Source organism: Massilia sp. NBRC 108631, assembly GCF_059704565.1.
In genome coordinates this window covers 1-22,472 of the sequence record NZ_BAAKJE010000289.1, presented here as the reverse complement: position 1 = coordinate 22,472, position 22,472 = coordinate 1, and the positions used below count along the sequence as shown (strand labels likewise).

The following is a 22,472-nucleotide window of genomic DNA, read 5'->3' as shown; positions in this document are numbered from 1 at the left end:
ATTTGCGCAGCTTGCCGTTAAACGTCGATATTGCCAGCCCGCAGCGCATTCGTCTCAATAAAGTTCCTACGCGGCTCCACATCATCCCCCATCAGCGTGGTGAAGATCTGATCCGCCGCGATGGCGTCCTCGATCTGCACCTTCAGCAGGCGGCGTACCTGTGGATCCATGGTGGTTTCCCACAGCTGATCCGGGTTCATCTCGCCCAGTCCTTTGTAGCGCTGCTTGGACACCACGCGTTCCGCTTCATCGCGCAGCCACTGCATCGCGTGGTGGAAGTCCACCACGGCCGAGTCCTTGGTGCGGTCGCCTTCGCCGCGGCGGATCACAGCGCCTTCGCCGATCAAGCCCTCAAACGTCGCTGCCGCGTTGGCCAGCGTGGCGTAATCCGCGCTCTGCACGAAGTCCGCGTCGATCGAGCACACCTTCACGTTACCGTGGTGCATGCGCTCGATGCGCAGCGCGTGCTTCTCGCTCAGCTCGTCCGACACCACCGTCACGGTCACGGCCGGGTCGTTGATGCGGTCGGCCATGGCCTTGGCCGAGGCTTCCGCCTGCGCCAGCGTTTCCATGTTCAGCGTTACGCCGGTCATGATGGCGGTCAGCGCGGCGCGGTCGATCACGCGGGTCAAACGCATCATGATGGCGTTGGCGGTGTTGTACTGGCGTGCCAGTTCGGCCAGCGGCTCGCCCTGGATCACGTCGGCACCGTCGCGCGGGGTCAGGGCGGCGGTGTTCAGCGCTACGGTCATCATGTAGCTCGCTTCTTCCACGTCGTCCTTCAGGTAGCGCTCGTCGCGGCCGGCCTTCACCTTGTACAGCGGCGGCTGGGCAATGTAGATGTGGCCGCGCTCCACCAGCTGCGGCATCTGGCGGTAGAACAGGGTCAGCAGCAAGGTGCGGATGTGGGCGCCGTCCACGTCCGCGTCGGTCATGATGATGATGCGGTGGTAGCGCAGCTTGTCGGCGTTGAATTCGTCCGGGCCGATGGAGGTGCCCAGCGTGGCGATCAGCGTGGTGATCTGCTCGGACGACAGCATCTTCTCGAAGCGCGCCTTTTCCACGTTCAGCACTTTACCGCGCAATGGCAGGATAGCCTGGAACTTGCGGTCGCGGCCCTGCTTGGCGGAGCCGCCTGCGGAGTCACCCTCGACGATGTACAGTTCGCACAGCGCCGGGTCTTTTTCCTGGCAGTCGGCCAGCTTGGCCGACAGGCCCAGGCCGTCCATCACGCCTTTGCGGCGGGTCAGGTCGCGGGCCTTGCGGGCCGCTTCGCGCGCGCGCGCCGCTTCCACGATCTTGCCGCAGATGATCTTGGCGTCGTTCGGCTTTTCCATCAGGAAGTCGGTCAGCGTCTTGGCCACGATTTCCTCAACCGGGCCGCGCACTTCGGACGACACCAGCTTGTCCTTGGTCTGCGACGAGAACTTCGGCTCCGGCACTTTCACGCTCAGCACGCAGGTCAGGCCTTCGCGCATGTCGTCGCCGGAAATTTCCACTTTCGCCTTCTTGGCGAAGTCGTTCTCGTCAATGTACTTGTTGATCACGCGCGTCATCGCGGCGCGCAGGCCGGTCAGGTGGGTGCCGCCGTCGCGCTGCGGGATGTTGTTGGTGAAGCACAGCACCTGCTCGTTGTAGGCGTCGTTCCATTGCATGGAGACGTCCACCGAGATGGTGGTGTTCTGGTCCGACTGGCGTTCGCCGGTGGCCTGGAAAATGGTGGGGTGCAGCGTGGTCTTGGCTTTGTTGATGTATTCCACGAAGCCGCGCGTGCCGCCTTCGAACGCGAATACGTCTTCCTTGCCGGTGCGCTGGTCGGTCAGCTTGATGTTCACGCCGTTGTTCAGGAAGGACAGCTCGCGGATGCGCTTGGCCAGGATCTCGTAGTGGAATTCCACGTGCGTGAAGATTTCCTCGTCGGCCCAGAAGTGCACGTCGGTGCCGCGCTTGTCGGTCTCGCCGATCACCTTGATCGGGGACACGGCAAAGCCGTCCTTCTGTTCGATTTCGCGGTTCTGCGGCACGCCGCGCACGAATTCCATGTAGTGCACTTTGCCGTCGCGGCGGATGGTCAGCTTGAGCAGCTTGGACAGCGCGTTCACGCAGGACACGCCCACGCCGTGCAGGCCGCCCGATACCTTGTACGAGTTCTGGTCGAACTTGCCGCCGGCGTGCAGTTCGGTCATCACGATTTCAGCGGCCGAGCGTTTCGGGTCGTGCTTGTCGTCCATCTTCAGGCCGGTCGGTACGCCGCGGCCGTTGTCGGTGATCGAGATCGAGTTGTCCGAGTGGATGGTGACGTGGATTTCCGTGCAGTGGCCGGCCAGCGATTCGTCGATGGAGTTGTCCAGCACTTCGAACACCAGGTGGTGCAGGCCGGTGCCGTCGGAGGTGTCGCCGATGTACATGCCAGGGCGCTTGCGTACGGCTTCGAGGCCTTCCAGGATCTGAATGGACGCGGCGCCGTATTCTTCCACCTTGGCTGCCTGGATCGGTTGTTCGTTTTGGCTCTCGGACATGGACTGCTTTCTCTGTAATCTTGTTGACTCGGTGCTGCGGTTGGCGGGTGGCGCGCGCCGCACTCGGCGTGCCGCGTTCACCCGCCCTACGGTATGCGTGCCGCTTAAATGCGCATCGGCATCACAACGTATTTGAAGTCGGCGTTGTCAGGGATGGAGATCAGCGCAGACGAGTTGGAGTCGCCCAGCGCGATGTTGATCTGGTCGCACTTCAGGTTGTTCAGCACGTCCAGCAGGTAGGTCACGTTGAAGCCGATGTCCACGCTCACGCCGCCGTAGTCGATCTCCAGCTCTTCCACCGCCTCTTCCTGGTCGGCATTGGTGGAGCTGATCTTCAGGCTGCCCGGGGTGATGATGCAGCGCACGCCCTTGAACTTGTCGCTGGTCATGATGGCGGCGCGCTGCAGGGAGCGCAGCAGCTCGTCGCGGCCGATGGTGAAGTCGTTCGTGTAGCCCTTCGGGATCACGCGCGTGTAGTCGGGGAACTTGCCTTCCACCAGCTTCGAAATCAGTTCGATGTCGGCAAAGGTCAGTTTCACCTGGTTGGCGGCGATGTCCAGCTGCACCGGCTCGTCGTTTTCTTCCAGCAGGCGCTGCAGCTCGATGATGGTCTTGCGCGGGATGATCACTTCCTGGCGCTCGAACGCCTGCTCGGTTTCCACCTGGCAGAACGCCAGGCGGTGGCCGTCGGTGGCCACGGCGATCACGTTCTTGCCGTCCAGGACCAGCAGCAGACCGTTCAGGTAGTAGCGGATGTCCTGCTGCGCCATCGAGAAGTGCACCATGTTGAACAGGTGCTTCAGCGTTTTTTGCGGCAGCGTGAAGGAGGCGTTGTAGCTTTCGGCTTCCTGCACGGTGGGGAATTCTTCGGCGGCCAGGGTCTGCAGGGCGAAGCGCGACTTGCCGGTTTGCACGGTCAGGCGCTTATTCAGCAGGGTCATGGTCACGTCGCCGGATTCCGGCAGCGCGCGCAGGATGTCGAGCAGCTTGCGCGCGGCCACGGTGGTGCCGGTCACGTCGGTGCCGGAGCCGATGGCGGCGTTGGTGGTGATCTGCACTTCGGTGTCGGTAGACAGGAAGGAAACGCTTTCGCCGTCCTTGCGGATGAGGATATTGGCCAGAATCGGCATAGTGTGCCGACGCTCGACAATACCGCTCACGATCTGCAGTGGCCGAAGTAGCGTATCTCGGGTGGTTTTGACCAATTGCATATTTATCCTCAATATGAAAGTAACGATACGTTTATATCAATAAATTTATTGCTGAGCCTGCCCATGATAAGGGCAAACCGGCGGTTTTCAAACCGGGGCCGGGCCCCGGGTTGGTTCAACCTTTCAGGGTCTGCTCCAGCACGTGCAGCTCGTGGTTGCACTCGGGATTCTTGGTGCGGTCCAGGGCGATCTTGCGCACCGCGTGCAGCACCGTGGTGTGGTCGCGGCCGCCGAACAGCTCGCCGATTTCCGGCAAACTCTTCTGCGTCAGCTCCTTGGCCAGGTACATCGCAATCTGGCGCGGGCGGGCGATGTTGGCCGGGCGGCGCTTGGAATACATGTCCGCCACCTTGATGTTGAAGAAGTCGGCCACCGTCTTCTGGATGTTTTCCACCGAAATCTGGCGGTTCTGCACCGACAGCAAGTCTTTCAGCGCTTCCTTCACGATGTCGATCGTGATGTCCTTGCCGTGGAAGCGCGAGTACGCCAGGATCTTGCGCAGCGCGCCTTCCAGCTCGCGCACGTTGGAGCGCAGGTGCTTGGCCACGAAGAAGGCCACGTCGTCCGAGAACGTCACGCCTTCCTGTTTCGCCTTTTTCAGCAGGATCGCCACCCGCATTTCCAGCTCCGGCGGCTCGATCGCCACCGTCAGGCCGGAGTCGAAGCGCGAGATCAGGCGGTCGTCCATGCCCGTGATTTCCTTCGGATAGGTATCCGAGGTAATGATGATCTGCTTCTTGGCCGCGATCAGCGCTTCGAACGCGTAGAAGAATTCCTCTTGGGTACGGCTCTTGCCGCCAAAGAACTGAATATCATCGATCAGCAGCATGTCCAGCGAGTGGTAGTAATGCTTGAAGTCGTCGAAACCCTTGCGCTGGTAAGCGGTCACTACGTCGCGAACGTACTGTTCCGCGTGGATGTAGCGGATGCGCGCGCCCGGCTGGTCAGCCATCACCTGGTTGCCGATGGCGTGGATCAGGTGGGTCTTGCCCAGGCCCACGCCGCCGTAGAAGAACAGCGGGTTGTAGGACACGCCAGGATTGTTCGCGACCTGGATGGCGGCGGCGCGCGCCAGCTGGTTGGCCTTACCGGTCACGAAGCTGTCGAAGGTCAGGTCGGTGTTGACGCGGCTTTGCTCGCGGCGCGGCGAATTGCCGATGTTGTACTCGGGCGAGCCCGGGCTGGCGGCGGCCTGGTCGCTGGCGCGCTGGGCGCTCATGTCCGGCACCGACGGCGCGCTGCTGTGGATGATGCCGGCGCTCGAGGCAGCCACGGGCTTCTTGGCCGCGTTCAGGCGCGGGTCCAGCACGAACTGCACTTCGGTCGGCGCTTCCCAGTACTGGCAGGCGAGGGCGGTAATGCGGCTGGCGAACTGGGACTTCACCCAATCGAGCTTGAAGCGGTTGGGCGCAGCAACGCGCAGCTTGCCATCCTCGTAGTCGAGGGGCACCAGCGGCTTAATCCAGGCACTGAATTGTTGCGGCGTCAGCTCCAGCTCCAGTTGAGCGGAACAGGTCTGCCAGAAATTATCCATGAATCTTCTATCTGTAAGGGTGCGCACGAGCGTTCTAATCGCCGCGCGTAACACGCTATTCTACCCGCGAAGTCGGAAGTTATCCACAGGCACGACGCGAAAATTTGCATGCCCGCGGCACCCTGCGGCGGCGAAAGAGTGGGCGGCTAGTCGACCGCGTGTTGACAAGCGGGACCGAAATGCCGATAATTCAGGGTTCCCCGCCCGTATGCCGTGTTTAAACCACAATATGGAGTAAGCGTGGATTGAAGCGGGCGATGAGATGGACCCAGCTTGTGCCGGACGGCATAAGTGCGCGAAATGTCATTGGCACCAATAATTGACGAAGCCTAGCGCCTCGATTCCGTATTTTTTTGCTTTTTCAGCGAGACCAACATGAAACGTACTTACCAACCTTCCGTCGTACGCCGTAAGCGTACCCACGGCTTCCGCGCACGTATGGCTACCCGTGGCGGCCGCGCAGTTCTGAACGCACGCCGCGGCAAGGGCCGCAAGCGTCTGGCTGTATAAGCCACACGCTTGTTAGCTGATCGCGTGGAAAGCTGTCCTTCAAACGGCTCGACAGGCGAAGGTTCACACGACTTCGCACGCGCTCGGCGCATCGTTAAAACGGATGAATTTTCATCCGTTTTTCGTTTGCGCCCCGCGCAAAAAAGCGCGCACTTCGTCCTGTACACCCGACCCAACCAGTTGCCGCATGCGCGGCTGGGCGTCGTGGTGGCCAAGCGTTTTGCGCCGCGCGCCGTCACGCGCAACACCATCAAACGCGTCACCCGCGAACTGTTCCGCGTGACCGGCCTGCCTCCTATCGACTGCGTGGTGCGCCTGTCCCGCCCGGTCAACAGCAAGGACGGCCCGGCCACCACGGCCAAGCTCAAGGCGGAACTGCGCCAGGAGCTCACGCGCCTGTTCGCGTCGCAGAACAAAGCCCGGCCCGCCAAATGATCAGGCAAGCGATCAAGCTGATCAGCTCGGCGGCAGGCAAGCTGCTTACCCTGCTGCTGCGCTTTTACCAGCTGGCTATCAGTCCCATGCTGGGGCCGCGCTGCCGTTTCTATCCCAGCTGCTCGAACTACGCCCTGGAAGCCATCCGCGTCCATGGCGCCGGGCGCGGCGGCTGGCTGGCGGCGCGCCGCATCTGCCGCTGCCATCCCTGGAATGCGGGCGGGCTCGATCCCGTCCCAGCCAAGAATTCCTCGACCGCTTGCGGTTGCAACCACACCTGATAAATACCGTAATGGATATCAATAAACGTACCATTTTGTGGATCGTGTTCGCCGTCTCGCTGGTCATCCTGTGGAATAACTGGATGGTCTCGACCGGCAAGCCGTCGATGTTCTCGCCGGCGCCGCCTGCGGCCACCGCCGCCGCCGGCAAGTCCGGCGTGCCGGCCGCCGCCACCGCCGCTGCCACCGCGATTGCCGCCGCAGCCGCACCGGGCGCGCCCGGCGCCGCCGACGCCGCGCCGTTCAAGCGCGAAATCATCACCATCACCACCGACGTGGTGAAAGCCGACATCGACACCCTGGGTGGCGAGCTGGTGCGCCTGGAGCTGCTCAAGCACCACGACAAGATCGATGCCAAGAAGAACCAGGTGCTGTTCCAGAAGGGCGACAAGAACACCTACCTGGCGCAGACCGGCCTGGTGGGCGCAGCCAGCCTGCCTAACCACACCACCGGCTTCACCGCCAAGCCGGGCGTGCGCGCGCTGGCCGACGGCAACCAGGTGCAACTGGTGCTGGAAGCGGAGCAGGGCGGCGTCAAGCTGGTGAAGACCTTCACCTTCAAGCGCGGCGACTACACCATCGACCTGCGCCACGACGTCACCAACACCGGCGCCGCGCCGGTGGAGCCGCAGCTGTACCTGCAGCTGGTACACGACGGCAACAAGCCTGAAGGCGACACCTGGTTCAACAGCAGCTTCACTGGCCCAACCATGTACACCCCGGCCGACAAGTACAAGAAGCTGACCTTCGAAGGCATCGAAAAGCACGACACCAAGCAGAAGGAAAATACGGCCGTGAAGCTGGATCCGGGCCACCCCGAGAAAGCCGACAGCGGCTGGGTCGCCATTTCGCAGCACTTCTTTGTGTCCGCCTTCGTCCCGCAGGACAAGCTGGCGCGCGACATCTTCACCAAGAAGATCGCGCAGAACACCTACGCCATCGGCGTGCTGCAGCCGCTGGGCACGCTGGCGCCGGGCGCCACCATCTCCAACAACGCCAAGCTGTATTCCGGTCCGCAGGACGAGAAGGCGCTGGAAAAAGTCGCACCTGGCCTGGATCTGGTGAAGGACTACGGCATGCTGACCATCCTGGCCAAGCCGATGTACTGGGTCATGGAACAGCTGTACGCCATCCTGCACAACTGGGGCTGGACCATCATCGTCTTCACCATCCTGATCAAGCTGCTGTTCTTCCCGCTGTCGGCCGCCGGCTACCGCAGCATGGCGCGCATGAAGGTGGTCACGCCGAAGATGACCGCCATCCGCGAGCGCCACAAGGGCGATCCGCAGAAGATGAACCAGGCCATGATGGAGCTGTACAAGACCGAAAAAATCAATCCGCTGGGCGGCTGCCTGCCGATCCTGGTGCAGATGCCGGTCTTCATCGCCCTGTACTGGGTGCTGAACGCTTCGGTTGAAATGCGCGGCGCGCCGTGGGTGGGCTGGATCACCGACCTGACCCAGCCGGACCCATGGTTCATCCTGCCGGTGCTGTACGCGATCTCCATGTACATCACCACCAAGCTGAACCCGGCTCCAGCCGACCCGATGCAAGCGAAAATGATGCTGTGGATGCCGCTGGCGTTCTCGGTCATGTTCTTCTTCTTCCCGTCCGGCCTGGTGCTGTACTGGGTAGTGAACAACGTGCTGTCCATCGGCCAGCAGTGGGTCATCACGAAGAAATACGCGCCCGTCGAAGCCAAGTAATCCGGCCGGTTGTGCAAGCTGTACCCAAGGCCCGTGCCCAGCACGGGCCTTTTTTTACTAGAATAGCCCCATGAAACTCGACACTTCCCCCATCGCCGCCATCGCCACCGCTCCCGGCCGCGGCGGCATCGGCGTGGTACGCGCCTCCGGCAAGAACCTCAAAGGCCTGATCGAAGCCCTGTTCGGCGCCGCCACGTTGCAGCCGCGCCACGCCACCTACATCCCCTTCAAGCAGGCCGACGGCACCGTCATCGACCAGGGCATCGCCATCCACTTCAAGGGACCGAATTCCTACACCGGCGAGGACGTGCTCGAGCTGCAGGGCCACGGCGGCCCCGTGGTGCTGCAAATGTTGCTGGCGCGCGTGCTGGAAGCGGGCCAGGCCTTCGGCCTGCGCCTGGCCGAGCCGGGCGAATTCACCCGCCGCGCCTACCTGAACGACAAACTGGACCTGGCCCAGGCCGAAGCCGTGGCCGACCTGATCGACGCCTCCACCGAAGCGGCCGCCAAGTCCGCCTCGCAGTCGCTGTCCGGCGCCTTCTCCAGGACCATCCACGCGCTGGTCGAGCGCGTGACCAACCTGCGCATGCTGGTCGAGGCCACGCTGGACTTCCCGGAAGAGGAAATCGACTTCCTGGAAAAATCCGACGCGCGCGGCCAGCTCAGCGGCATCGTGGACGCGCTGGACACCGTGTTCCGCCAGGCCGCGCAAGGCGCGCTGCTGCGTGAAGGCCTGAACGTGGTGCTGGTGGGCCAGCCCAACGTGGGCAAGTCCTCGCTGCTGAACGCGCTGGCCGGCTCGGACGTGGCCATCGTCACGCCGATCGCCGGCACCACGCGCGACAAGGTCAGCGAAACCATCCAGATCGAAGGCATCCCGCTCAACATCATCGACACCGCCGGCATCCGCCGCAAGGACGAGGACGTGGACGTGGTCGAGCGCATCGGCATCGAGCGCACCTGGGGTGAAGTGGAAAAGGCCGACGTCATCCTGCACCTGCTGGACGCCGACCACGGCCCCTCGCGCGCGGACGAAGCCATCGTCGCCAACTTCCCGGCCGGCGTGCCGGTGCTGCGCATCTGGAACAAGATCGACCTGTCCGGCCACAAGCCCGCCGTGGACGCGATGGAAGACGCCACCCACGTCTACCTGTCGGCGCACGAGCACATCGGCATCGACCTGCTGCGCGCCGAGTTGCTGCGCATCGCCGGCTGGCAGCAGACCGGCGAATCGCTCTACCTGGCGCGCGAGCGCCATCTGATCGCGCTCAAGTCGGCCGGCAAGCACCTGTCCCTGGCCGGCGAGCACGCCGCCGTCAGCGACCAGTCGCTGGACCTGTTCGCCGAAGAGCTGCGCCTGGCCCAGGCCCAGCTCTCCAGCATCACCGGCGCCTTCTCCTCCGACGACCTGCTGGGCGTCATTTTCGGCCGCTTCTGTATCGGAAAATAACTTTCACGCTATCGTTCCAAGCCTTTCCATTTAAAAATTTTTCTTCACTCTGGGCACGCGAAATTTTTGTGATTTTACGTGCGCGAACGCACGTAAACCCGACAGTGGCGGCTCGGCAATCCTGCTATTATTGTTGCGCGCACTGCCTGAAAAGGCGGCAGGATCACCGGCTTGTTGATCCTGCTCATGCCGCAGAAATTGCGCGCAAGTATGCTGGTTGTACGCCGTAAAGTGTTGCCTGGAAAGGGGATGCCGTGGAATCGTTACAGAACCAACTGCCTGAGGAAGCGAGCGCCATGCCGCCCGCCGCGCCGCCTGTCTACACGCGGCAAACGCTGCCGCCGAAAGGCTCGTGCTGGTATTGCGAAAAACCGCTCGACAGCGTGCGCCGCTTCTGCGGCAAGGAATGCCACGACGCCTTCGACGAGGAAGCCGAATTTACGCGTTGAGCGCGGGATTGCACCGCGCCAGCGCCGCCAGCGCCGCTTCATAATCGAACTCGTGGGCCGCCGCGGCCACTTCCTGAAACACCGCTTCTCCCAGGCTGGCCGCCAGCATCGTGGCCGACTGCTCCAGCACATCGATCGCTTCACCATTCCCATCGTTCAGCAATTGCGCCAGACGCGCGACGAGCGCTTGCGCCTCCGCAGGCAGGGGCGTTTCCTCAGCTGATTGCGCAGCCGATTCCACTACCCCGGGTCCAGGGGCCAGGCTGCCGGCTGCGGTGCCTGCGGTGGCGCTGCCGTCCACGTGCGCGGCGATGGCGCGCAGCAGGCTGTCGAGCGCTGTTTGCAGCGTGTCCAGGCTGGCCTGGTGCGCCGCGCTGGACGCGAAACCGGACTCCGCGCCGGAAGGCGACAAGGCCGCTTCCGTCACGCCCGCCACGTGCTGCAGCTCCTGCGCGCCTATCATGCCGGCCGCACCTTTCATGCTGTGCGCCTTGCGCTGGGCCGCTTCACGTTCACCCTGGGCCAGCAGCTGCTGCATCTGCGCCACGGCCATTTCGTAGTCTTTGCGGAAACGCAGCAGCACCTGCCGGTACAGGCCGGCGTCGTCCATCAGCCGTTCCAGGCCTTCGGCGGTGTTGAGAGTGTGCCGCGCTGTCATCGCACGCAGCAGCTTACTTGGTGGTGAACGACCAGCTGCGGTTGGCGGTCACGCCGTCCACCGTGCCGGTGAAGGTCACGTCGTAAGTGGTGGCCGCTTTCAGCACGCTGAGCGGAATGATGGCTGCGCCGGCCACCGGGGTTTCGCGGTCGGTGGCGCGTGTCAGCAGGCGCACCGGCAGGTCGGCGCCGCCGCGCGGGCGCACGGTGAAGGTCTGCACGTTCACGGCGGCGGAAATGTCGCCCTGCACGCTGATCGGGTAGCCCACCTCGTTCTGGTTCGGCACCGGGTCCGGGGATTCGGTGTCGCTGAAGAAATTCAGCGGCACACGGGTCTGGTTTACCGCCGGGTAGACCACCAGCTTGCCGCGGCCCACGCCCGCGCCATAGCCGTTGGTGGTGGCGAAATCCGCCGTGAAATAAGTGTAGCCGTTGCCGGTGGCCGAGCCGGTGCCGGCTTCGCGGAACACCGGTTCCATGATCACGAAGCGGTGGTAGATGGCCGTGATCAGCTCTTCCGCGTGATAGAAGCCGGACGTCTCGGACGCCGCCGAAATCACCTCGCCGTACGCGTAGGCGCCCACCAGCGCATAGCCGGCGCTGGCCAGGCGGTCTTTCAGCGTTACGCCGGTGAAGCCGGGCAGGCCGGCGGTCTGGTCGTGAGTGACGGTGTTGTTCTGGCGCTGGTAGCTGGAATGCGCTTGCGCCGCCAGGTCGATGCGCGCGTTGCGCGCCAGTGCCGCCAGGCCGGCCTGCTGGCGCCGGTAATTGATCCAGTTGTAGCCATCCAGCGGAATGTCGCCGCTCAGCGTGGGCGCGCCCGGCTCGGCGGGCGTGTTGACGGTGGACGGCGTGGCAACGGCAGCGGTCGAGCCGCCTCCGCCGCCACCGCAGGCCGCCAGCAAGGCAGCCATGAATGCCGCAGTCAGCGCCGTGAGCGCGGTGGAAATCGGCGCGGAGCGGGGGGCTTTGCGGGCGGACGGGATATTCATGACAGCTCCTCTTGCAGAGTTTCAATTCTATGCGAAAACAAACTGTGCTGACGCCACAATCGCACCGCTCATGTTGAGCCAGATCAGATTATCGCCCCAGGCGGGGTAAAATAACTGCTTACTTCAAATGGCAATATTCCCCAGATGACACGAACCAAGCAGCGCCTGCGCCGCGCCAAATTTGCCCTGCCCAGCTTTGTCACCCTGCTGTCGATCGCCTGCGGTTTCGGCAGCATCGTCATTTCAGTTGACAACGCCTATATCGGCAGCGCGCACGATTACCAGATGGCCGCCGTGCTGCTGGTGCTGGCCGGGGTGTTCGACGCGCTGGACGGCTTCGTGGCGCGGGCCACCGGCACCAGCTCGGAATTCGGCGTGCAGCTCGATTCGATCGCGGACGTGATGAACTTCGGCTGTGCGCCGGCGGTGCTGCTGTATTGCTATGGCTTCGTGCTGCTGGGCCACGAGCACAGCACCTTGCTGCGCACCGGCGGCATTGCCAGCTTCATCTTCGTCGCTTGCGGCGCGCTGCGCCTGGCGCGCTTCAATGTAAACGTGGGCCGCACCGATCCGCGCTATTTCGTTGGCATGCCGATCACGGCAGGCGCCGCTTGCGTGGCCTCGGTGGTGGTGGCGTGGCCGGAGCCGGCGCGCACGCTGGAGCACGCCGTGCTGATCGTGGTGCTGCTGTTCGCGGTGGGGGGACTGATGGTGTCCACCATCCGCTTCCCCAGTTCCAAGCAGAAGCGGAGCTGGGGCGCGCTGGTGGCGCTGCTGGTGTGCCTGGGCCTGATGCTGTGGCTCACCACGGCCTTCTTCGCGTTGTTCTTCGCGGTGTACGTGGCGTTCACGCTGGCCTTGAACCTGGCCTGGAAGTACGGCTGGACCGGCATAGCCCCGCCGCTCGTGTACGAAGACGAAACGGCGTAAGCCTTACGCCACCTCGTGCCCGCGCGCCGCGCGCAGGATCTCGAACCACTGCTGGCGGCTCAAGGCGAACTGCGTTGCCTGCACCGCCTCCTCGATTGCCGCGATGCGTCCCGAGCCGGTCAGCGGCACCGGCCTGCAGGGCAGCTGCATGATCCACGCAAACACCACCGATGCGAACGGGCGCTGAACCTCGTCCGCCACCTGCTGGATGGTGGCGCGCAGCCGCGCGCCGGCCGCGTCGCCGCCGCTGAACAGGCGTCCGCCGCCCAGCGGCGACCAGATCATCGGCGCCACGCCCAGATCCTGCAGGCCGTCGAAGGTTTCGTCGAACATCGGCGCCAGGTGCAGCGGCGAGAATTCAACCTGGTTCGTCGCCAGCCCAATGCGCCGGTTCAGCGCCTCGAACTGGTGGCGGCTGAAGTTGGACACGCCGAAATGCCGTACCTTGCCCTCGCCGCGCAAGCGCGTGAAGGTGGCGGCCATCGCGTCGAAGTCCATCAGCGGGTCCGGGCGGTGGATCAGCAGCAGGTCCAGGTAATCGGTGCGCAGCTGGCGCAGCGAGTTCTCCACCGAGGCGGTGATGTGCGCCGCCGTGGTGTCGTAATGCTGGATGGTGTGTTCGGGGCGGTTCGGCGAGAGCAGCTTGATGCCGCACTTGCTCACGATCTGCATCCGCTCGCGCAGCGCCGGCTTTAAGGCCAGCGCTTCGCCGAACAGCGCTTCCACGCCGTAGCCGCCGTAGATGTCGGCATGGTCGAAGCTGGATACGCCCAGCTCCAGGCACTGCTCGATGAAGGCCAGGCGCTGCTGCGGCGCCATGTCCCACTCGGTCATGCGCCACATGCCCGCAACAATGCGGGACAGTTGCAGTCCGCCGGCCTGGTTCGCCATTATTTCAGCCACAGGCGCACGGAGTCCCATGCGCGGCCGAAGATGGACGCCTGCGGCACACCTTCCAGCGCCACCACCGGCAGTTCCAGCAGCGGCTTGCCGTCCACCATCATCTTCAGCGAACCGACGCGGGTGTTTTCAGCCAACGGCGCCACCAGCGGGTCCTTGCGTTCCAGCACAGGCTTCATCTTGCCGGCCACGCCTTTCGGCACCGTCACCAGCACGTCGTGCGAGAAGCCGATCTTGACCTTGTTGGACGAGCCTTTCCAGATTTCCGGCGTATCGATGGCTTGCCCCTTGCTGTACAGGCGTACCGTATCGAAATTCTGGAAGCCCCAGTTCAGCAGCTTCTGGCTTTCGGCCGTGCGCGCGCCGTCGGAGGCAGTGCCCAGCACCACGGAAATCAGGCGGCGCTCGCCGAAGTTGCCGTTCGGGCGGCGCGCCGACGCGATCATGCAGTAGCCGGCCGCTTCGGTGTGGCCGGTTTTCATGCCATCCACGGTCGGGTCCAGCCACAGCAGGCGGTTGCGGTTCGGCTGCGTAATCTTGTTGTAGGTGAAGCTTTTCACCGAGTCGATCTTGTAGAACTCGGGGTAGTCGGCGATCACGCGCTTGGCCAGCACGGACAAGTCTTGCGCGGTGGAATAGTTTTCCGGGCTGGGCAGGCCGTGCGGGTTGGCGAAGCGGGTCTGGGTCAGGCCCATGCGCTGCGCTTCGCGGTTCATCAGCGTGACGAAAGTGCCTTCGTCGCCGGCCACGGCTTCGGCCAGCGCCACGGCAGCGTCGTTGCCCGACTGCACCATCAGGCCGTGCAGCAGGTCGTTGATGGTGACGGGCACGGCCGGGTCGATGAACATCTTCGAACTGCTCGAGTCCACTTTCCAGGCGCGTACCGATACGTTGACTTTCTGGTTGATGTCGATCTTCTTGTCGCGCAGGGCCTGGAAGGTCAGGTAAGCGGTCATGATCTTGGTCAGCGAAGCCGGCTCGATGCGCATGTTCGGGTCTTGCGACGCGATAATCTGGCCGCTGGTCATGTCCAGCAGCAACCAGGATTTGGCGGCGATGGTGGGAGCAGGCAGGGTTTGCGCGACGGCGGAGGTGATGAACAGCACGCTGGTTGCGAGTGCCGCGAGGTATTTTTTCATGTGTCTTGATGCAGTGTATGCAGTGGGTGTAAAAACGGGTGCGGGAGATTATAGGGCCTTAAGCTGCCTCGTCGGCGCCCTTCTGGCCGGAATGCCATAGCGCCGAGACCCAGGTCTTGATATGGCCCAGCTTGCGGTGGAAGAAATGGTCGGCGCCGGGGATCACCAGCACCGGGATGTCCTGCGGGCGCGCCCAGTCGAAGACGTCCTGCACCGGAATGGTGTCGTCGTTCTCGCCGTGGATCAGGATGGTGTCGGCGGGAACTTCCGCCAGCTCCCATTTTTTGGCAGCCGTACCCACCAGTACCAGCCGCTCGGCAGGCGTGCCGGCCTCGGCCAGGCGCTTGGCCAGCTGCGACTGCACATAGGTGCCGAAGGAAAAGCCGCTCAGCGCCACCGGCAAGCCGGGAAATTTGGCTGTCATGTGCTGGTACAGCAAGCCCATGTCGTCGGTTTCGCCGTGGCCGCGGTCGTGCACGCCCTCCGAGGCGCCCACGCCGCGGAAGTTGATGCGCGCCACCACGTAGCCCAGGCCGACGAAGGTGCGCATCAGCGTCACCGCTACCTTGTTGTCCATGGTGCCGCCGTACAGCGGGTGCGGGTGCGCCACCAGGGCGATGCCGCGCGGCGCGGCGTCGCCGGCCGGCATGTCGATCAGGCCTTCCATCAGCCCGGCGCCGCCGGGCAGCGTGAATTTTTCCGAGTTCTTGTTCATCATATCTTCAGGCGCTCCACCACTTTGCCGCCAACCAGGTGGCTGTCCACAATCTCGTCGATATCCGTGGTGTCCACGTAGGTGTACCAGGTGCCTTCCGGATAAACCACCATCACCGGGCCTTCTTCGCAGCGGTCCATGCAGCCGGCCTGGTTGATGCGCACCTTGCCGTGGCCGTTGATGCCCAGCTCCTTGCAGCGTTTTTTCGCGTGTTTTTGCGCCACTTCGGCGCCGTGGTCGCCGCAGCTGTTGCGGCCGTCGTCCCGTTTGTTCATGCAGAAGAACACGTGACGTTCAAAATAGGGTTTGTTGTCGCTCATGGTAAGGCCTCGCTTGTCGTTTCAGGCGTAATCATACCCGCCCTGCGCCGGGGCGGGTTTACGGACGGTTCAGCTTGTGGGACGGCAGCAGCAGGAACCATAGCGCGAAGAAGGGCCACAGCAGCGACAGGAATTGCGCGGCGCCGTTGAAGTTGAGGAACTTGCCCTGCACCCAGCCTTGCAGGGTGGACACAAAATACGGGTTGACCGGCGTGGTGTTGACGATGAGCAGGCTGAGCAGCAAGGTCAGCGCGGCCAGGCGGCGCTGCGCCAGCTGCGGCGCGAAGGCCAGGCCGGCCAGCATGATGGCGCCGATCAGGAAGCCGCCCTGCGCGCCGGGCGTAATCCACACGAAGGCATTCTCCGGCGAGAACAGCAGCGCCGTCGCCAGCGACTTCACCACCACGGCCGAACCGGCCAGGCCGATCAGCAGGACGGCGCGCGGCGCGTGCTTGCGCATCAGGCACAGCAAGGTCAGGCCGGCGCCCACCATGCCGCAGGCGGTGATGATGGTTTCGGACAGCCAGTACTGTTCCACCGTCAGCTCCACGCCGGGGCGCAGCAGCGCCACCAGGTCGACATTCATGTCCAGCAGGCTGGACAGCCAGTCGGACAGGATGGGCAGCAGCTGGCCGTGACCGAACAGGAAACCCTGCGGATAGATCTGCGCCAGCGGCCACAGCGCCATCAGCACCAGGCCCTGGCTGGTGTGCTGCACGAACCAGCGCTGGCGCAGGCGGTACAGATGGCTGCCGTCCAGCAGCTTGGTCACCGTGAGCGTGCCGAACAGCGCGCCCATGGCGGCGCCGGCGGCATTGGTGTAGAAGTCCAGGTTGGACGACACGCGGCTGGGCAAATAGGTCTGCACCGCCTCCATGATGCCGGACACCAGCACGCCGCATACGGCCGCCACCAGGAAGGCCGCCACGCCCCGCACGCGCGGATACAGCGCGTACACCACCAGCGCGCCGAAGGGCATATAGCCGACCACGTTGATGATGGCGTCGAACTTGGTCCAGTAGCGCGGCATGGCCGTGTGTTCGAGGAAGATCAGCGGCGACAGGCCCTGGTTCAGCCAGCCCGAGAAGGGGAACCAGCTGGCGTACACGATCAGCAGCAGATAGGCCAGCAGCGTCGCGCGCGCCACCGGCGACGGCATGCGCGGCTGGACTGTTGTTTCCGTCACGCTCACGGCTTGGGGCTCACGATGCACTGCTCACAGTCCCAGGCTCACGGCCGCGCTGCCTGGGCCGAAGGTTGCGGCAGCGCCGCCAGCCATGCCAGGATGTCGGCCGCGATGGCGTCGGACGATGCGGCCAGCGCGCGCGCGCCGCCGGCGGCGTCGGCGCTTGGGGCTTCGGTGCTGCGCGTGAAGGTCTTCTGGTCCACCAGCTTGTGGTTGCGGAACAGCGAAGCGCGCAGCGACACCTGGCCGCTGCTGCTGGTCAGGCTGGCGAAGTTTTGCGAGAAATCGTCCGCTTCCAGGCGCAGCACCGGCATGCCGACGGCGGCGTCGGTGGTGGCCAGCACTTTCACGCCGGCCTGCGCCAGGCGCGCGCGCAGGCGCTGCGTGAGCAGCTGCAGCGGCGTAACGCTCCACGCGTTCTGCGCGTAGGGGCGGGCCTGCTGCGCGTCCGCATACAGCAGGCGGTAGTACATGCGGTTGCTGTCGAGCGAGGCAGGGCCGTTGACGTCCGCCACCACCAGGGCGGGGATGGCTGCGGCCGGGACCGGGGCCGGCGCCGCTCCTGCGGCGGCAGGGAGCGGCCCGAAGTCGTAGACCGTGTTGCCGGCGTTCTTGGTGGCGCAGCCGGAGGCGAGGAACGCCAGTGCAACGGCGGCGGTGACGGCGAGGTTGGGTTTCATGGGACTCCTTCTTCTTATTTGGCGGCGGGCGCCGGCGGGCTGAAGCCGGCTTCGCCCGGCCCCGGCGTGCCGTCCGGCGCGCCGAACAGAATGCTTTGCGGCCTGTCGTTCAGGGTGTTCATGGTGCGGCGCACGGCGCGCATCGAGGAACGCGTTTCGTCGGTCAGCGCGTTAATGTTCGGCAGCGTCTCCAGTTCCACGCCGCCGGCCACCGTCTCCAGCGACAGTCCAACGCGGTCCACGGTGCTGTTCAGGCGCGAGATGGCGCCGTCCGGTCCCTGCAGGCTGGCCGACAGCTTGGTGGCGTCGTCCGCCAGCCGGTTCACGGCCGCCAGGCTGCCTTCGGCCTGCTGCACCAGCTTGGGCAGCTTGTCGAAGGTGGGGCCAAGCTGCGCGGGCAGGGCGCGGTATTCGCGCGCGGTCTCGCTCACGTCGGTGAAGGCGCCCAGGATGGCTTTCTGGTTGTCGGGGCTGAGCAGGGTACTCAGATCGTCCGTCACCTTCTCCGCCTTGGACAGGATGGCCTTGCCGCGCTTCTCCAGCTGGTCGAACAGGCCGGGCTGCAGCGGAATGCGGGTCGGGTTGGCCTGGCTGGTTTGCAGGCGCGGCGAGCCCACCGATTCATCGTCCAGCTGGATGTAGGCTATGCCGGTCACGCCCTGGTAGCCCAGCGTGGCAAAGGTGGTCTTGGTGATCGGCGTTTCCGGGTCTATGCTCAGGTGCACCAGGATCTGTCCCGCCACCTTGGCATCGAAATCGATGGCGTCCACCTTGCCCACTTCCAGGCCGCGGTAGCGCACCGCCGCCTGCGGGTTCAGGCCGGGCACCGACAGTGTGGTGGCGATCAGGTAGGGATTGCGCTCCACGCGGTCGCGGTTGAACCAGACGCCGAACAGCACCGCCGCGATCAGCAGCGATATCGTGAAGAAGCCCGTCATTAATGCGTGCGATCTGTTTTCCATGCCTACTCCTTGTTGTTGCTGTCATCGAGCGCTTCCAGCGCGCGTTTGCCGCGGTCGCCGAGGAAGAACTCCTTGATGAAGGGATGATCCACCTTGATCACTTCGCGCGTCGGTGCGATGGCGATCACATGCTTTTCCGCCAGCACGGCGATGCGGGTGGACAGGGCGAACAGCGTGTCCAGGTCGTGCGTCACCATCACCACCGTCAGCCCCAGTTCGCGGTGCAGCGACTTGATCAGCTTGACGAAGCTCTCCGAGCGGTCCGGGTCCAGGCCTGCGGTCGGCTCGTCCAGGAACAGCAGCTTCGGCTCCAGCACCAGCGCGCGCGCCAGCGCCACCCGCTTGATCATGCCGCCGGACAGGTCGGACGGCATCTTGTTGGCGTGCTCGGGGCCCAGGTCCACCATGTTCATCTTCAGCAGCACGGCGTCGCGTATCAAGTCCTGCGGCAGCACGCGCAGCTCGCGCATCGGCTGCGCGATGTTCTCGAACACCGTCAGCGCCGAATACAGCGCGCCCTGCTGGAACAGCATGCCCCAGTGGTTGCGCAGCTGCTGCAGGTGCTCCGCGTTGGCCTCGCTGATGTCCTCGCCGAAAATGCGCACGCAGCCCTTGCTGGGGCGCTCCAGGCCCAGCATCTGGCGCAGCAGCACGGTCTTGCCGGTGCCCGAGCCGCCCACGATGGACAGGATCTCGCCCTGCTCGATTTCCAGGTTCAGGTCCTGGTGCACCACGGTGCGGCCGAATTTGGTCTGCAGGTTGGTGATCTGCACCACCGGCACGCTGCCGTCCAGCGTCAGCTTGCCTTCGCCTTCGGGGCAGCCGCAATTCTCCTCGGGAGCCTGGGTTGGGGCGGGAGTCTGGTCCATCAGTAGCCCACCCCGTTGAAGACGATGGCGAACACCGCGTCCGCCAGGATCACCACCGTAATCGCCGTCACCACCGAAGTGGTGGTGCCGCGTCCCAGGCTCTCCGTGTTCGGCTGGATGCGCAGGCCGAAGTGGCAGGACACCAGCGCAATCAACACGCCGAACACCACGCCCTTGAGCAGGCCGATCAGGTAATTCGCCAGCGGCACCGCGTCCGGCAGCTTCTGGATGAAGTAGCGCGCCGACAGGTTCAACTCCACCTTGGCCGACACCATGCCGCCGATCAGCGCCATGGTGTCGGTCCAGATCACCAGCAGCGGCATGGAAATGGCTAGCGCTATCACCTTCGGCAGGATCAGGCGGAAGCCGTGCGAAATGCCCATCACCAGCATCGCGTCCAGTTCTTCGGTCACCCGCATCACGCCCAGCTGCGCGGTGATCGATGAGCCGGAGCGGCCGGCCACCAGGATCGCCGCCAGCAGCGGTCCCAGTTCGCGGATCACGCTCATGCCGAGCAGGTTGACCAGGTAGATGTCGCCGCCGAACGTGCGCAGTTGCTGCGCCGACAGGAAGGACAGCACCACGCCGATCAGGAAGCCCACCAGTGCGGTGATGCCCAGCGCCTGGAAGCCGGCGTGGTAGACGTTGGCGGAAATTTCGCGCCAGGGGCCGCGCATGGGGTTGCGCAGGAAGCGCCAGGCGTCCTGCGTCACCTGGCCGATCAGCCGCACGAAGCCGGCCAGGTGCTCGCCGAAGCCCATGATGGCGAAGCCCAGCTTCATCACCGACGTGAGGCGGTGCTTGCGCTCGTGCTTGAGTTCCAGCGTGCCGGTCGATTCGAGGCGCTTGAAGAATTCTTCGTGCTCGGGCGCCATTTGCAGGGATGCTGGCCGGGTCTTGCCCCAGGCATTCCATAAAAGCTGGGCGCCGATGTGATCCATCGCCTCGATCGCGCGCAAATCCCACTGCGGGGTCTTGCCCTTGAGCTGTTTCAGCGTGGCCGTGATGGCGCGCATGGGCTGGCGGTGGGCCAGCGCATGGACTTGCCAGGTGCCGCTGGCCGTGACCGTAGCCCCCGGTGCGCTGCCGGAGCTGATGGAGAGGGTGGGCACGGGGTTAGTTGGCATGGCTCAAGTGTAAGTGACTTTTTACTACGGCGCCACCCGGTACGGCGGCGGTTCCGGCGGGTTACGCCTGCGGCGATCCCGCCCTCCCGGACACACGGGAGGGGGCGGGCTGGCGGGGCGCGCCGAGCGCAGCGTAAGCCGCCACTGTCAAGCGGCCAGGTGGCGTGCCTGCCGCTGCGGCGCCGGATGGTGTGCATGGGCGTGGGGTTGCGCCGCCGGCTTCCCTTTCGGCGCAAAATCCCCCGCCAGCAACTGCGCCGCGGCCTCCGCGTCCATGCCCGTGTGCACCAGCCAGCGCTGCACCATGGCCGCCAGCCGGTCCAGCGCGATGCGGTGCGTGGCGTCGGTGTTCGCGTACAGCCAGTCCGAGAATGCCATGAAATTCTGGAACGGCGATACTCCCAAAAGAGTCGGTAAGGTATGGGTAAAGCGCCCCGAATTGGCCACCAGGTCCCAATAGCGCGCGAAACGCACCAGCCGCTGCATGGTCTGGAAATCGATATGTTTGTTTGCCAGGATGGTGTACGGCGGATGCGGATCGAACACCAGTCCGAACGGCTCCGTGTGCCGGATGATGGGCGTGCCGCGCAAGCGCTTCAGGATGCCGAACTGGATCTCGTGCGGCCCCAGCGCCCACAGCTTGTTGAAGCCCTCGGCGAAACTCTCCACGGTTTCCCCCGGCAGGCCGGCGATCAGGTCCACGTGCATGTGCGCCGCCGAATGGTCGCACAGCCAGCGGATATTGTCGGCCGCTTTCTGGTTGTCCTGCTTGCGGCTCACCAGCGCCTGCACCTCCGGATTGAAGCTCTGGATGCCGATCTCGAACTGCAGCGCGCCGTGCGGGAACTTGGCGATACCCTCCTTCAGCGCGTCCGGCAGGTGGTCCGGCACCAGTTCGAAGTGGGCGTAGACCGGATCGTCCGGATTCGCCTCCAGCTTGTCCAGGAAGAACTGCATGATCTTCAGGCTGGTCTTGATATTCAGGTTGAAGGTGCGGTCCACGAACTTGAACAGCCGCGCGCCGCGTGCATGCAGCCCCTCCATCTCTGCCAGGAAGGTATCGATATTGAACGGCCAGGCCGTCTTGTCCAGCGCCGACAGGCAGAATTCGCACTTGAACGGGCAGCCGCGCGAAGCTTCCACGTAGATGGTGCGGTTCTTGATATCGTCATCCGAATACAGTGAATAGGGCAGTTTGAGCTCCGCCATCGGTGGCTGGTGGCCGGCGTGCACCTTCATGATGGGCTTGGGGCCATTCAGGATCTCGCTGCACACCTTGGGGAAAGTCACGTCGCCCCAGCCGGTGATCACATAGTCCGCCAGCCGTACGATGTCCTGCTCGTTCGTCTCGTACGATACTTCCGGCCCACCCAGCACCACCACCACCTCCGGCGCCACGCGCTTCAGCATGCCCACGACCTTGTTGGTCTCTTCGACGTTCCATATATAGATGCCGAAACCGACAATGCGCGGCTTGTGCGCCAGGATGCGCTCCACAATCTCGGTGGTCTTGGCGCCGATGACGAACTCCTGAATCCTGGTCTGCTCCTGCAGCTCCCCCATGTTCGCAAGCAGGTAGCGCAAGCCCAGGGAAGCATGGGTGTAACGCGCATTGAGGGTGGAGAGCAGGATAGTCATGGGAACGGGCGAAGAATAGGACGGCAAAGGAGGCATTTTACCCTTGCCAAGCCGCGGCGGCTTCTATATAGTTCTGCCTCCCGACGCGCTGCATGCAAATGCGAGTTGCGCAGGGTAGAAATCAGGGGTTGACGAGCTGCACGAAACACAGCATAATCTCGCCTCTCTGCTGCTGAACAAAACGCTTCAGCAAGTAACGCAGAATTCTTTAAAAATTAACAGTCGATAAGTGTGGGCGTTTGATGATGATGCCGGAGGCGCA

22 protein-coding genes are annotated in these 22,472 nt (G+C 64.1%); 7 read left to right on the top strand and 15 right to left on the bottom strand.

The genetic code is table 11. The features are described 5' to 3' along the window. Nucleotides 1-17: 17 nt before the first annotated feature. The 3 genes from gyrB to dnaA all read right to left on the bottom strand — a co-directional run bounded on the left by gyrB (nt 18) and on the right by dnaA (nt 5,264). Nucleotides 18-2,519: a DNA topoisomerase (ATP-hydrolyzing) subunit B gene (gene gyrB / locus AC6H42_RS31410; protein WP_497549760.1), complete on the bottom strand. Its 2,502-nt coding sequence runs from the start codon at nt 2,517-2,519 to the stop codon at nt 18-20. Nucleotides 2,520-2,623: 104 nt separating this feature from the next. Continuing rightward, on the bottom strand, nt 2,624-3,730 hold the full coding sequence (gene dnaN / locus AC6H42_RS31405) for a DNA polymerase III subunit beta (RefSeq protein WP_057155392.1): 1,107 nt from the start codon (nt 3,728-3,730) through the stop codon (nt 2,624-2,626). A 115-nt stretch (nt 3,731-3,845) separates the two neighbouring features. Continuing rightward, entirely contained in the window at nt 3,846-5,264 is a 1,419-nt protein-coding gene (gene dnaA, locus AC6H42_RS31400; protein WP_057155393.1) for a chromosomal replication initiator protein DnaA, read from the bottom strand. A 375-nt stretch (nt 5,265-5,639) separates the two neighbouring features. On the opposite strand from dnaA, the gene rpmH reads away from it, so the two are divergent. The 6 genes from rpmH (at nt 5,640) to AC6H42_RS31370 (ending at nt 10,095) form a co-directional block, all read left to right on the top strand. Next, nucleotides 5,640-5,774: a 50S ribosomal protein L34 gene (gene rpmH, locus AC6H42_RS31395; protein ID WP_082551811.1), complete on the top strand. Its 135-nt coding sequence runs from the start codon at nt 5,640-5,642 to the stop codon at nt 5,772-5,774. A 24-nt stretch (nt 5,775-5,798) separates the two neighbouring features. Continuing rightward, nucleotides 5,799-6,209 carry a ribonuclease P protein component gene (gene rnpA / locus AC6H42_RS31390; protein ID WP_082551812.1) on the top strand — a complete coding sequence of 137 codons (411 nt, stop codon included), beginning with the start codon at nt 5,799-5,801 and terminating at the stop codon, nt 6,207-6,209. Then, nucleotides 6,206-6,490 (top strand): membrane protein insertion efficiency factor YidD, encoded by a 285-nt coding sequence (gene yidD / locus AC6H42_RS31385; protein ID WP_057155395.1) that lies wholly within the window; start codon nt 6,206-6,208, stop codon nt 6,488-6,490. Before rnpA ends, yidD begins: the two co-directional genes overlap by 4 nt. Before the next feature lie 11 nt (nt 6,491-6,501). Next, nucleotides 6,502-8,196 (top strand): membrane protein insertase YidC, encoded by a 1,695-nt coding sequence (yidC, locus tag AC6H42_RS31380; RefSeq protein WP_497549759.1) that lies wholly within the window; start codon nt 6,502-6,504, stop codon nt 8,194-8,196. Nucleotides 8,197-8,266: 70 nt separating this feature from the next. Next, the gene (mnmE, locus tag AC6H42_RS31375; RefSeq protein WP_497549758.1) at nt 8,267-9,646 is read left to right on the top strand and encodes a tRNA uridine-5-carboxymethylaminomethyl(34) synthesis GTPase MnmE; all 1,380 of its coding nucleotides are present in this window, start codon (nt 8,267-8,269) and stop codon (nt 9,644-9,646) included. A gap of 254 nt (nt 9,647-9,900) precedes the next feature. Further along, a complete protein-coding gene (locus tag AC6H42_RS31370) occupies nt 9,901-10,095 on the top strand; it encodes a hypothetical protein (RefSeq protein ID WP_057155398.1) in 195 nt (64 codons plus the stop codon). On the opposite strand, the gene AC6H42_RS31365 is transcribed toward AC6H42_RS31370, so the two are convergent. Together AC6H42_RS31365 and AC6H42_RS31360 are read right to left on the bottom strand one after the other, a co-directional pair. Further along, a complete protein-coding gene (locus tag AC6H42_RS31365; protein ID WP_082551813.1) occupies nt 10,085-10,753 on the bottom strand; it encodes an Hpt domain-containing protein in 669 nt (222 codons plus the stop codon). The two genes, AC6H42_RS31370 and AC6H42_RS31365, sit on opposite strands and share 11 nt — an antisense overlap. A gap of 13 nt (nt 10,754-10,766) precedes the next feature. Then, the gene (locus AC6H42_RS31360) at nt 10,767-11,744 is read right to left on the bottom strand and encodes a CAP domain-containing protein (protein WP_082551814.1); all 978 of its coding nucleotides are present in this window, start codon (nt 11,742-11,744) and stop codon (nt 10,767-10,769) included. Between the two features lie 144 nt (nt 11,745-11,888). Here AC6H42_RS31360 and pssA point away from each other — a divergent pair, with 144 nt between their 5' ends. Further along, entirely contained in the window at nt 11,889-12,674 is a 786-nt protein-coding gene (gene pssA, locus AC6H42_RS31355; protein WP_057155400.1) for a CDP-diacylglycerol--serine O-phosphatidyltransferase, read from the top strand. Nucleotides 12,675-12,677: 3 nt separating this feature from the next. Here pssA and AC6H42_RS31350 read toward each other — a convergent pair whose 3' ends face one another. The 10 genes from AC6H42_RS31350 to AC6H42_RS31305 all read right to left on the bottom strand — a co-directional run bounded on the left by AC6H42_RS31350 (nt 12,678) and on the right by AC6H42_RS31305 (nt 22,210). Continuing rightward, nucleotides 12,678-13,565 (bottom strand): aldo/keto reductase, encoded by an 888-nt coding sequence (locus AC6H42_RS31350; RefSeq protein ID WP_497549757.1) that lies wholly within the window; start codon nt 13,563-13,565, stop codon nt 12,678-12,680. After that, nucleotides 13,565-14,713: a D-alanyl-D-alanine carboxypeptidase family protein gene (locus AC6H42_RS31345; RefSeq protein WP_057155402.1), complete on the bottom strand. Its 1,149-nt coding sequence runs from the start codon at nt 14,711-14,713 to the stop codon at nt 13,565-13,567. Before AC6H42_RS31345 ends, AC6H42_RS31350 begins: the two co-directional genes overlap by 1 nt. A 58-nt stretch (nt 14,714-14,771) precedes the next feature. Further along, on the bottom strand, nt 14,772-15,428 hold the full coding sequence (locus AC6H42_RS31340; protein ID WP_497549772.1) for an alpha/beta hydrolase: 657 nt from the start codon (nt 15,426-15,428) through the stop codon (nt 14,772-14,774). After that, complete coding sequence (locus tag AC6H42_RS31335; RefSeq protein WP_057155404.1) at nt 15,428-15,748, bottom strand: (2Fe-2S) ferredoxin domain-containing protein; 321 nt, start codon at nt 15,746-15,748, stop codon at nt 15,428-15,430. The genes AC6H42_RS31340 and AC6H42_RS31335 overlap by 1 nt, the downstream gene beginning before the upstream one ends. A 58-nt stretch (nt 15,749-15,806) precedes the next feature. Beyond that, nucleotides 15,807-16,907, bottom strand: a complete 1,101-nt coding sequence (locus tag AC6H42_RS31330) for a VanZ family protein (protein WP_057155405.1) — start codon at nt 16,905-16,907, stop codon at nt 15,807-15,809. 71 nt (nt 16,908-16,978) lie between these two features. Next, complete coding sequence (locus AC6H42_RS31325) at nt 16,979-17,614, bottom strand: ABC-type transport auxiliary lipoprotein family protein (RefSeq protein ID WP_057155406.1); 636 nt, start codon at nt 17,612-17,614, stop codon at nt 16,979-16,981. 14 nt (nt 17,615-17,628) lie between these two features. Continuing rightward, nucleotides 17,629-18,576 carry an MlaD family protein gene (locus AC6H42_RS31320; protein ID WP_057155407.1) on the bottom strand — a complete coding sequence of 316 codons (948 nt, stop codon included), beginning with the start codon at nt 18,574-18,576 and terminating at the stop codon, nt 17,629-17,631. A gap of 2 nt (nt 18,577-18,578) precedes the next feature. Beyond that, nucleotides 18,579-19,445, bottom strand: coding sequence for an ABC transporter ATP-binding protein (locus AC6H42_RS31315; RefSeq protein WP_057155408.1), 867 nt, complete (start codon nt 19,443-19,445; stop codon nt 18,579-18,581). Next, complete coding sequence (locus AC6H42_RS31310) at nt 19,445-20,572, bottom strand: MlaE family ABC transporter permease (RefSeq protein ID WP_057155409.1); 1,128 nt, start codon at nt 20,570-20,572, stop codon at nt 19,445-19,447. Before AC6H42_RS31310 ends, AC6H42_RS31315 begins: the two co-directional genes overlap by 1 nt. A 147-nt stretch (nt 20,573-20,719) precedes the next feature. Next, the gene (locus tag AC6H42_RS31305; RefSeq protein ID WP_497549756.1) at nt 20,720-22,210 is read right to left on the bottom strand and encodes a B12-binding domain-containing radical SAM protein; all 1,491 of its coding nucleotides are present in this window, start codon (nt 22,208-22,210) and stop codon (nt 20,720-20,722) included. Between the last annotated feature and the right edge of the window lie 262 nt (nt 22,211-22,472).